The organism is Streptomyces sp. NPDC058045 (assembly GCF_042885635.1).
Taxonomy (GTDB): domain Bacteria; phylum Actinomycetota; class Actinomycetes; order Streptomycetales; family Streptomycetaceae; genus Streptomyces.
Genome location: NZ_JBHVRR010000037.1, coordinates 43875 through 53931, shown reverse-complemented (window position 1 = coordinate 53931; position 10057 = coordinate 43875). Strand labels below are relative to the sequence as shown.

The 10057-nt window shown below is 74.1% G+C and carries 11 protein-coding genes and 1 pseudogene; 8 read left to right on the top strand and 4 right to left on the bottom strand.

The window, feature by feature from the left end; genetic code table 11:
• A partial coding sequence (locus tag ACFVST_RS21475; protein ID WP_390154293.1) for an aromatic acid exporter family protein occupies positions 1–986 on the top strand: 986 nt, incomplete at its 5' end.
• Between the two features lie 23 nt (positions 987–1009).
• Here the strand turns inward: ACFVST_RS21475 and ACFVST_RS21470 are convergent.
• Positions 1010–1231 (bottom strand): hypothetical protein, encoded by a 222-nt coding sequence (locus tag ACFVST_RS21470; RefSeq protein WP_390154290.1) that lies wholly within the window; start codon positions 1229–1231, stop codon positions 1010–1012.
• Positions 1232–1343: 112 nt separating this feature from the next.
• Between ACFVST_RS21470 and ACFVST_RS21465 the strand changes: the two genes are divergently transcribed.
• Positions 1344–2375, top strand: coding sequence for a glutathione S-transferase family protein (locus tag ACFVST_RS21465; RefSeq protein WP_390154287.1), 1032 nt, complete (start codon positions 1344–1346; stop codon positions 2373–2375).
• Positions 2376–2426: 51 nt separating this feature from the next.
• Here the strand turns inward: ACFVST_RS21465 and ACFVST_RS21460 are convergent, their stop codons facing one another.
• The gene (locus ACFVST_RS21460) at positions 2427–3617 is read right to left on the bottom strand and encodes an MFS transporter (RefSeq protein WP_390154284.1); all 1191 of its coding nucleotides are present in this window, start codon (positions 3615–3617) and stop codon (positions 2427–2429) included.
• Between the two features lie 96 nt (positions 3618–3713).
• On the opposite strand from ACFVST_RS21460, the gene ACFVST_RS21455 reads away from it, so the two are divergent.
• Both ACFVST_RS21455 and ACFVST_RS21450 read left to right on the top strand, forming a co-directional pair.
• The gene (locus ACFVST_RS21455) at positions 3714–4736 is read left to right on the top strand and encodes a PHP domain-containing protein (protein WP_390154281.1); all 1023 of its coding nucleotides are present in this window, start codon (positions 3714–3716) and stop codon (positions 4734–4736) included.
• A gap of 84 nt (positions 4737–4820) precedes the next feature.
• Positions 4821–5261 (top strand): nitroreductase family deazaflavin-dependent oxidoreductase, encoded by a 441-nt coding sequence (locus ACFVST_RS21450; protein ID WP_390154278.1) that lies wholly within the window; start codon positions 4821–4823, stop codon positions 5259–5261.
• A 118-nt stretch (positions 5262–5379) separates the two neighbouring features.
• Here ACFVST_RS21450 and ACFVST_RS21445 read toward each other — a convergent pair.
• Positions 5380–5859 (bottom strand): annotated as a pseudogene (locus ACFVST_RS21445) (DUF5709 domain-containing protein); the annotation flags it as partial.
• A gap of 101 nt (positions 5860–5960) precedes the next feature.
• Entirely contained in the window at positions 5961–6548 is a 588-nt protein-coding gene (locus ACFVST_RS21440; protein ID WP_390154275.1) for a dihydrofolate reductase family protein, read from the bottom strand.
• Between the two features lie 266 nt (positions 6549–6814).
• Between ACFVST_RS21440 and htpX the strand changes: the two genes are divergently transcribed.
• The 4 genes from htpX (at position 6815) to ACFVST_RS21420 (ending at position 10042) form a co-directional block, all read left to right on the top strand.
• Complete coding sequence (gene htpX, locus ACFVST_RS21435) at positions 6815–7735, top strand: zinc metalloprotease HtpX (RefSeq protein ID WP_390154272.1); 921 nt, start codon at positions 6815–6817, stop codon at positions 7733–7735.
• Between the two features lie 3 nt (positions 7736–7738).
• Positions 7739–8329, top strand: a complete 591-nt coding sequence (locus ACFVST_RS21430) for a hypothetical protein (RefSeq protein ID WP_390154269.1) — start codon at positions 7739–7741, stop codon at positions 8327–8329.
• A 163-nt stretch (positions 8330–8492) separates the two neighbouring features.
• A complete protein-coding gene (locus ACFVST_RS21425; RefSeq protein ID WP_390154266.1) occupies positions 8493–9305 on the top strand; it encodes a rod shape-determining protein MreC in 813 nt (270 codons plus the stop codon).
• A gap of 74 nt (positions 9306–9379) precedes the next feature.
• On the top strand, positions 9380–10042 hold the full coding sequence (locus ACFVST_RS21420) for a hypothetical protein (protein WP_390154263.1): 663 nt from the start codon (positions 9380–9382) through the stop codon (positions 10040–10042).
• Positions 10043–10057: the final 15 nt, after the last annotated feature.

Below are 10057 nucleotides of genomic sequence, written 5' to 3'. Positions count from 1 at the left end.
CCGGGGTGCTGATCGCCATCGGGTTCAGCTCGCTGGTGGGGCTCACCTGGTGGAGCCTGGCGCTGATCATCCTGGCGGCGCTGACCCTGGGTCCCTATGTGCGGGCCGGGGAGTTCGTACCGGAGGTGGCGATCAGCGCGATGCTGGTGCTGGGGCTGACGCGGGTGGGGCCCGGGGCGTTCGACCGGGTGCTGGAGACGCTGATCGGGGCGCTGACCGGGCTGGCGTTCAATCTGCTGTTCGCGCCGCCGCTGTGGGTGGAGACGGCGGGCGACTCGATGGTGGACCTGTCGCGCCGGATGCGGCGGCTGCTGCTGCACCTGGGCGAGCAGTTGGAGTCCCCCACCCCGTGGCCGAAGGCGGCGGAGAGGCTGCACGAGGCGCGCCGGCTGGACCATGACATCGCCGAGGTCGACGCCTCGATGCGGCAGGCCGAGGACAGCCTGCGGCTCAACCCGAGGGTGCGGGAGGGCCGGCTGCACCGGGTGGTGCTGCGGACCGGTCTGGACACCCTGGAGATCTGCACGGTGGTACTGCGGGTCATCGCCCGCACCCTCACCGACCTGGCGCGGGAACGTGAGCCGCAGCCGCTGGTGAGCCGGGAGGTGGCGACGGCGCTGCGGGAACTGCTGGGATATGTGGCGGACGCCCTGGTGAGTTTCGCCGTACTGGTCACCACCCGCACCAGTGAGGACGCGGAGCGGGCCGAGGAACGGCTGCGCAGCGAACTGGAGGCGGCGGGCGCGGCCCGGGAGACGGTGGCCGGGCTGCTGCTGGACGTGGTGCGGGAGGACGCCGACGAGTGGCAGTTGCACGGGGCGCTGCTCACCGAGGTGGACCGCATCCTCGACGAACTCGATATGGAGCACCGCTCCCGCAGGCTGATGGAGGAGCTGGACCGCAGCTCGGCGGTACTGCACGAGCGGCTGCCGAGGCTGGCGGCGGCACAGCGCCGGCTGAAGGCGGCGGCGCGGGGACGGCGGTAGCCGGCGGCGGAGGTACACCGCGGTCAGCCGGGGGACTCATGCGGCGGCGGGTGCTCGGGGTGGACCGCGCCACGCTGTGCGGCCCCGCGCCGCCCGGTGCCCGCCTCGTCGGTGTCGGGCACGGACTCGTCCGGGTGCTCCGGGTCCGGTCCCTCCTCGCCGCTGTCCTCCCCGGCCTGCTGGTCGGGCAGGTCACGCGGTACGGGCGGCTCTCCGCCCGGTCCGCGTCGTCGTCGTTGCGCCACGGGGCATCCTTCCTTCCGGTCCGGATCGGCGGTCCGGTCTCGTAGGGGCGGCCCGGGCGGGTACCCGGAGTGCGGCGGGCGACACACGTCACGCCGGGAAGGAGCACCGGAGATGAGCGGGAGCGGCGAGGGCAACGCCGAGTACGGCAGGAAGAAGTTCAAGCGGTCCAGGAGCCACTTCGCGGACCGGATCACGGCGGACGGGCGGGACGGCTGGCCGGTGGAGGCGGGCCGCTACCGGCTGGTGGTGAGCAGGGCCTGCCCGTGGGCGAGCCGCGCCCTGGTGTCCCGGCGGCTGCTGGGCCTGGAGGACGCGCTGTCGCTGGCGGTCGCCGATCCCCTTCAGGACGACCGGAGTTGGCGCTTCACCCTGGATCCCGGGGGCCGGGACCCGGTGCTCGGCATCCGGTATCTGAGCGAGGCGTACGACGCGCGGGAGTCGGGGTATCCGGGCGGGGTGAGTGTGCCGGCGGTGGTGGATGTGCCGAGCGGCCGGCTGGTGACCAACGACTTCCAGCAGCTCACCCTGGACCTGGCCACCGAGTGGCGCTCCCTGCACCGGCCGGGCGCCCCCGACCTGTACCCGGAGGCGCTGCGCGAGGAGATCGACTCGGTGATGGACGGCGTCTACCGGGATGTCAACAACGGTGTGTACCGCAGTGGTTTCGCCACCACCCAGGACGAGTACGAGGCGGCCTGCGGGGATGTGTTCCGGCGGCTGGCGCAGTTGTCGGAGCGGCTGGCGGACCACCGCTATCTGGTGGGCGACACCCTCACCGAGGCCGACATCCGCCTCTTCACCACGCTGGTGCGGTTCGACGCGGTATACCACGGCCACTTCAAGTGCAACCGATGGAAGCTGGCGGAGGACCCGGTGCTGTGGGCGTACGCGCGTGATCTGTTCCAGACGCCGGGCTTTGGCGACACGGTGGATTTCGACCACATCAAGCGGCACTACTACCGGGTGCACACCGGGATCAACCCCACCGGCATCGTGGCCGTGGGGCCGGACACCGCACTGTGGCTGACGCCGCACCACCGGGAGCAGTTGGGCGGCCGCCCGTTCGGCGAGGGCACCCCGCCCGGCCCGGTCCCGGCATCCGAGGTGGTCCCGCCCGCGGGCCGCGCCGGAGCCGCGGCCTGACCGGTACGGCCCCAACGGCCTTGCCCCGGGCCTCGGTTGGGCGGGTCCGGGTCAGGCGGTGGGCAGCGGGCGGCGCACTACATAGGCGCCCACCGCGGACGCCAGGACGATGACGCAGCCCGCGAAGACCAGGCCCGCGGTGCGCAGCCCCAGGGTGACGGCGAGGGCGCCGACACCGACCACGGGCAGCGAGATACCGCAGTAGGCGACGACGAAGAACGCGGAGATGGTGGCGGCCCGGCCGGCGGCGGGGGCGGCCGCGCCGACCGAGGTCAGCCCGGCCCGGAAGGCGAGCCCCTGCCCCGCCCCGCCGCACACCGCCCCGAGCACCAGCAGCGGCGCCGTCTCCAGCAGCAGCGACAGCCCGACCAGCACGAGTCCCGCGACCAGCACCGCGCAGCCCAGCGGCAGCGCCCGAGGCGGCGGGACCCGCCCGCCCGCGGCCTGCCCGAGCGTCGAGGCGAGGAACACGGAGAACACCACGGCACCGGTGACGGCCAGATTGCGCTGGTGCAGCGTCTCCGCGAGGAAGCCGGGGGCGACCGCGGTGAACAGCCCGAGCAGGGCGAAGCCGGCGAACGCGGCCAGCGCGGCCGGGGCGAACACCCCACGCACCTGAGCGGGCACCACCACGCCCCGCGGCCGCGGCAGGCCCCACACCGGATCGCGCACCGTCTCCGGGAGCCGCTGGACCACCACGGCGGCCAGGCCCAGCAGCACCAAGTGGACCTGGAAGGGCAGGGTCAGCGGGTGCGCGGTGTACTCGGCGAGGATCCCGGCCAGGAGCGGGCCGCAGCCGAGGCCGCCCATGTTGGCCGCGGTGGCGGCGAACCCGGCGCGGGCCTGGCCGCCGGGCGGGGCGAGTTCCAGCACGGTGGCGGTGGCGGCGCCGCTGAACAGCCCGGCGGCGAAGCCGGACAGCACCCGCCCGGTGAACAGCAGCGGCAGCCCGTCCTCCAGCAGGAAGCAGCCGGCGCTGGCCGCGGACAGGGCGAGACCGGTCCACAGCACGGGCCGCCGCCCGATCCGGTCGGCGAGGTCCCCCGCGGTGAGCAGCACGAAGATGACCCCGACCGCGTACGCGGCGAAGACGATCGTCACCATCAGCTCGGAGAAGCCGAGTCGGTCCCGGTAGAGGCCGTACAGCGGGGTGGGGAGGGTGGTGCCGGCCATACCGACGGCGAAGACGACGGCGGCGGCCAGGTAACCGAGGCGGCCGGCGCGGGCGGAGCTGGTGCTCATCCGGTCACCGTACGGGGAGGGTGCGGGGCCCGGTGGGCTGGGCCAAGCTGAAGCGGTGGCGGCGCGGTGGGCGCGCCGCGGCGAGCGGAGGTGGCGATGGACCCCGTGGACGCGCTGCGGCGGATCGCCTTCCTGCTGGAGCGCGACCAGGCCCCCACCTACCGGGTACGGGCCTTCCGTACCGCGGCCGCGGTGGTGGCCGCGATGCCGGCCGGGGAGCGGGAGCGGCGGGCGGCGGACGGCACGCTGGAGAAGGCGCGCGGTATCGGGCCGAAGACGGCGGGCGTGGTGCGGGAGGCGCTCGCCGGCCAGGAGCCCGGGTATCTGGCGAAGCTGGCCCGGGAGCCGTGGCCGCCGGTGGAGGGCGGGCGGCGGTTGCGGGGGCTGCTGCGCGGCGACTGCCATCTGCACTCGGACTGGTCCGACGGCGGCAGCCCGATCGAGGAGATGGCGCTGACGGCCCGTGCCCTGGGCCACGAGTGGGCGGTGCTCACCGACCACTCGCCGCGGCTGACGGTGGCCCGCGGCCTCTCCCCCGACCGGCTGCGGGAGCAACTCGCCCTGGTCGCCGCGCTCAACGAACGGTGGGCGCCGTTCCGGCTGCTCACCGGGATCGAGTGCGACATCCTCGACGACGGTTCGCTGGACCAGAAGCCGGAGTTGCTCGACCGGGTCGACCTGGTGGTGGTGTCGGTCCACTCCAAGCTGCGGATGGACGCCCCGGCGATGACCCGTCGGCTGCTGGCCGCGGTGCGCGATCCGCACGCGGACGTACTGGGGCACTGCACCGGGCGGCTGCTCGACGGCCGGGGGCGGCCCGAGTCCCGTTTCGACGCGGACGCCGTCTTCGCCGCGTGCGCCGAGTCCGGTACCGCCGTCGAGATCAACTCCCGTCCGGAGCGGCTGGATCCGCCGCGGCGGCTGCTGCGGCGGGCGGTCGCGGCGGGCACCCTCTTCTCGGTGGACAGCGACGCCCACGCGCCGGGGCAGCTCGACTGGCAGATCCTCGGCTGCGCCCGCGCCGAGGAGTGCGGGGTGCCGCCGGAGCGGATCGTCACCACCTGGTCCGCGGACGCGCTCCTGGAGTGGACCCGCACCGGCCGCACCCCGGGCGCCTGACCGCGGCGTGCCGCTGCCTGGCGGTGTCCGGGGCGCGGGGTGAGGATGGGCCGTCATATCCGACGACGGACGAAGGAACAGCAGATGCCACTCGACGGCGAGTACGAGCCCAGCTCCAGCCAGTTCGTCCGCGACCAGGTCGCGTTGTACGAACGGTCCGGCGGGACCGAGGGCACCACCATGAAGGAGTTGCCGGTGGTCATCCTCACCACCCGCGGGGCCCGCAGCGGCAAGATCCGCAAGACGCCGTTGATGCGCGTCGAGCACGACGGCCGCTATGCGGTGGTGGCCTCGCTGGGCGGCGCGCCCCGGCACCCGTTCTGGTACCACAACCTGGTGGCGGAGCCGCTGGTGGAGTTGCAGGACGGGCCGGTGCGGCAGGACATGACGGCGCGTGAGGTGAGCGGCGAGGAGAAGGCCCTGTGGTGGGACCGCGCCGTGGCGGCGTTCCCCGAATACGCCGAGTACCAGAAGAAGACGGACCGGCAGATCCCCGTCTTCGTGCTGGAGCGGGCCGGTAGTTGAGGTGTCCGCGCACCCCGCCGCCGGGCCGTCAGGTGCCGTCGGCGGGGGCGGCGGCCCGGGGGCGGGGGCCGGACACGGCGCAGGTGCGGGTGGTGACGGCGGTGGCGGCGGGCACCGCGGGGGTGGTGTCGGCGTCCGGCACCAGGTGCACGGCGGCCTCCTCAGCGGAGGCGGCGGCGCCGTCGATGCCGACGTCCCGGCCGACGAGGTCCTTCTCCTCGTCGCGGTGGGCACCCTCGTCGGGAGCGACGAGACGGCCGGCGCGCACCCCGCCCACCTCCTCGTCCCAGAGTTCGCCGTCGCCGCCCGGCGCGTCCCCGATGCCGTCCCCGTCGGCGGATGCGTCCCGGTCGGGCTCCTCCTCGGCGAGCCGCCGGTCCAGGCTCTCGCCGCCGTACTGCTCGGAGAGGGCGGTGCCGCGGTGCTCGACCGCGTAGGGCCGCTCCGGCGGTGAGACACCCTCCTCGTACGGGTCGGTGCCGCGGTCGTCCAGGGTGTCCTCGCGGTCCCGTACGCACTCGGCGGTGGCGATCTCGCCGTCGTCCGGGCCGCCGGGCTGGTACACCTCGTCGCCCCATACGCTGCTGTCGCTGGTCATGGCTCTCGCCCTCCGTCCGGAGCGGGTCGCACCGCCACCGCCTGTGCACCGCGTATCCAGCCTGGGCCCGCCCACACCATCCGGCACACCGGGCCGGGGTGTCAGAGGGCGGTGGCGGTGACCTCGTGGCAGAGCTCGACCACACCGTTGCCGAAGGTGCGGGTGCCGGTGAGGCGGAGGTCGGCCGGGGGCGGGGCGGGGGTGGCGCCGTCCGGGTTGAAGAAGGGGGTGCCGCGGCCGACCAGCACGGGGTGGACGTAGACGCGGTAGACGTCGATAAGGCCGAGGCGGCGGAAGGTGTCGCCGAGCCGGGCGCCGCCGAGGACCAACTCACCGTCACCGCCCGCCTTCAGGGCGCGTACCTCGTCGGGGTCGACGCGGGGGACGACGGTGGTGTTCCAGTCGGCGGTGCGCAGGGTCGTGGAGTACAGGTACTTGGGCATCTCGCGCCAGATTCCGGCGAACTCGGCCATCTGCGGGGAGGTGTCCGGGTCCTGGTCGGCGGTGGGCCAGAAGTCCGCCATGAGCTGGTGGGTGATCCGCCCGTCGAGGAACGCGTCGGCGGTGCGGAGGCGGTCGTTGAAGTACTGGTGGAGTTCCTCGTCGACGCGGTGCCAGGAGATGTCGGCGTCCTCCCCCTCGTAGAATCCGTCCAGCGAGACCGACATGACCTGCACGATCTTCCGCATGATCCTCATCCTTCCTGGGTCCGGTTCCGCGGCAGTACATCACGGAACAAGCCCATCCAGATGACGTTCCGTGACTCTCCGGGGGCCTTTCGGGCGGCATTCCGCGGCGCGTTCACGCCGGATCTGCGCACATCTGGATTCACAGGCTGCCGAGTGTCCGGATTGCCCTTGGATGACGGACCATGGAAGAAGACGGCCCGGCGGATCCGCGCACGGCGCGGCGGTGCCGGGCCAGGCCTGCCGAAGGGTTCCGGGGTGATGGTGAAATGCAGAGCCGCTTCCAGCCCGACCGGAAGCTGACCGCCCGTATGGGCGTGACGCTCTTCCTGCTCGGTCTGCTCTACGTGGCCTTCGTGGCCGCACTGATCGTGCTGCTCAAGTCCGTGGTGCTGGTGGTGGTCGTGGCCGGTGGGCTGCTCTTCGCCCAGTACTGGTTCTCCGACCGCATCGCCCTCTACGCGATGCACGGGCGGATCGTCGAACGGGACGAGCAGCCCAAGCTGCACGGCGTCGTGGACCGGCTGTGCGCCACCGCCGATATGCCGAAACCGCAGATCGCGGTCGCCGACATCCCGCTGCCCAACGCCTTCGCCACCGGACGCAACGCCGACCACGCGGTGCTCTGCGTCACCACGGGGCTGATGCGGCGGCTGGAACCGGAGGAACTGGAGGGCGTCCTCGCGCACGAGCTGTCCCATGTGGCGCACCGGGACGTGGCGGTGATCACCGTCGCCTCGTTCCTCGGGGTGATCGCCGGGCTGATGGTCCGCTTCGCGCTCTACTCGCAGCTCTTCGGCGGTGGGCGCCGCGACCAGAACACCCTCGCACTGCTGGGCATCATCCTCGGGGTGTCCGCCGCGGTGTACGCCATCAGCTTCGTCCTGATCCGCGCCCTGTCCCGGTACCGCGAACTGGCCGCCGACCGCGCCGCCGCCATGCTCACCGCACGGCCCTCCGCGCTGGCCTCCGCGCTCACCAAGGTCACCGGTGACATCGCCCGCATCCCGCACGAGGACCTGCGCACCGCACAGGCCTTCAACGCCTTCTACTTCACGCCCGCCTTCGGCGAGGGCTCCAACATCTCCCGGATCTTCGCCACCCACCCCAGCCTGGAGCAGCGTCTGGAGCAGCTCGCCCGGATCTCCGCCCAGCTCGGACCCACCCCCGACGCCGACCGCCGGAGCTGACACATGGGATTCCTGGACACCCTCCTCGGCCGCAGCCGCCCCGCCCAGCCCGACCTGGACCAGTTGTTCGCGCTGCCCTCGGCGGCCATCACGCTGGAGGCCGCGGCCGGCTTCACGCCCACCGGGATCGGCTCGGTGTGCTTCGCGCGGGCCGAGGGCGCCGAGTTCGACCGGGTCCGCGAGGAGGTGCGGGAGCTGCTGGACGCCGACACCTCCCGCACCACACCCCCCGTCGAAGCCGAGCAGGACGGCTACGGCTACTCCTGGCTGGTCTCCCGCCGCACCCACGACGACCTGGCCGGTCTCGTCGGCGATCTGCACGCGGTCAACTCGGTGCTCCAGGACGGCGGTTTCGGCCCCCAACTCCTCTGCTCCCTGGCCGCGTTCCGGGACACCGAGAACCGGCGGCTGGCGCTGATCTACCTCTACAAACGCGGCACCTTCTACCCCTTCGCCCCACTCCCCGGGGAGCGCCGGGACAGCAGCCTGGAACTCCAGGTACGGGCCGCCCTCGGCGACGATCTGCGGCTGGAGAAGGACCTCGCCCGCTGGTTCCCGGTGTGGGGGGCGCCGGGGATGCGGGACGCGGACTGAGCCGGGCGGGCTCCCGGCGCGGGCGGGGGTCCTGGGATTCCTGAAGCACCTGGCGTTTCCCTGGGCGTTATTGCATAGTGTGGGCACTGCTTCGCCTGGCATCCTGCGGGTCGAAGAACTTCCGCGGGGCCGGCCCCCTTGGACGGTCAGGGAGTGCACACGGATGCGTTCGACAGGGGACCGGCCCCCCGCTGCCCGCCGCGCTCTCGCCCTCGACCTCGGCAGCGCCCGCACCCGCGCGTGGGTCCCTGGTACCGGTCTGGTCGCCGATCTGCCCAGCGGCGTCCCGCACACCCGGCTGCCCAGGACAGCCCGGTCCGAACCACGTCCGGTCCCGGTCCGGTGGGGCCGGGTCGCGGACCAGGAGGCCTGCGCCAGGTTGCTGTACGAGATCGCGGACGGCGCGCTCGGACCGGAGCGCCGGGACTGCCTCGTGGTGGTGTCCCATCCGGTACTCGCCGGGCTTGAGCACCGCGAGCATCTGCGGACGCTGGTCGGCTCGCTCGGTGTGGGCCGGGTGCTGCGGGTGGACAGTGCCCGCGCGGCCGCCGCGTACGCCGGGGCCGGGTCCGAAGGGCCGCTGCTGGTGGTCGACTTGGGCGCGGGGCTCACCGAGGCGACGCTGCTGGTGCACGGCGCGGTGCAGGACGCCCGGCTCGCCGAGATCGGCCTCGCCGACCTGCCCGCCGGATCCACCCCCGCGCCCCTGGTGGGTACCGCCGCCTCCCTCGTCGAGGAGATGTGGCTGCGGGACCGGCACGGCGCGGTCCGGGGTGCGCTGCGCCGCGGGGTGCTGGTGACCGGGGGCGGTGCGCTGCTGCCGGGGCTGCTGCCGCGGCTCGCCGCCCGCCTCGGCGCCAAGCTGCGGCCGATCACCGAGCCGGAGACCGCGGTGGTACAGGGCGCCGCCCTCCTCGCGGACGCGGCCGTACGCCACCCGGCGGGTCGCCGCACCACCCAGGACCGGCCGCTGTGACGCCCCACCCGCCGCCCGCTCCCCGAAGGCGCACCGCGCCGGGTCTGGCGACGGCTCCGGGTGTGCGGCGGGGTGTGCGTGCGGTGACCTCGGTGGCGGCGCCGCTGACCGTACTGCTGACGCTGCTCGCCGTGCTGTGCGGTGCGCAGCCCCCGCCGCTGGCTGCCGCCGCCCACCCGGTGCCCCCGGCCGCCACGGCCCACGCCCACCTCCCGCTCTCCCGCGACGGCGCCCACCCGCCCTACGCCCACCGTGCGCCCGCCGCCGCGGCGCCGGCCACCGTCAACTCCCCTGCGCCGCCTTCGGGTTGGACGCCCCCGCGACCCAGCCGCCCGGCACACCCCGGCCCGCGCACCGCGCCCGCCGACGCCGCCCCCAACGCGCCGCCGCACTACTCCCCCGCGACTCCGCTCACGCCCACCGAGCAGTCGGTGGCCCCGGGGAGCGACGCGGGGGCGCCGCACACCGTCGAGGCCCGGGTCGGGTTCCCGCACGCCCGTTCCGCGTTGCCCCACGCGGAGCCGGTACGGCGGGCCGGGGCCGGGTTCGGGGCCGAGGCCCATCGCTATCCGCAGCCGTATCCGCACACGGGTGCCGTGCTGCCGGAGTGCGGGATGCCGGGGCCGCCCCTCGCGGGTACGGCGGTGGCCGCGGGGGCCGGTGACCGGGTCTGCGCGGCGCGGCGGGAGGGGCTGCCCGGGGTGCGGGCGCCGCCGGTGAACTCCGTGTCCAGGTAGGCCCGTTCACCCCTA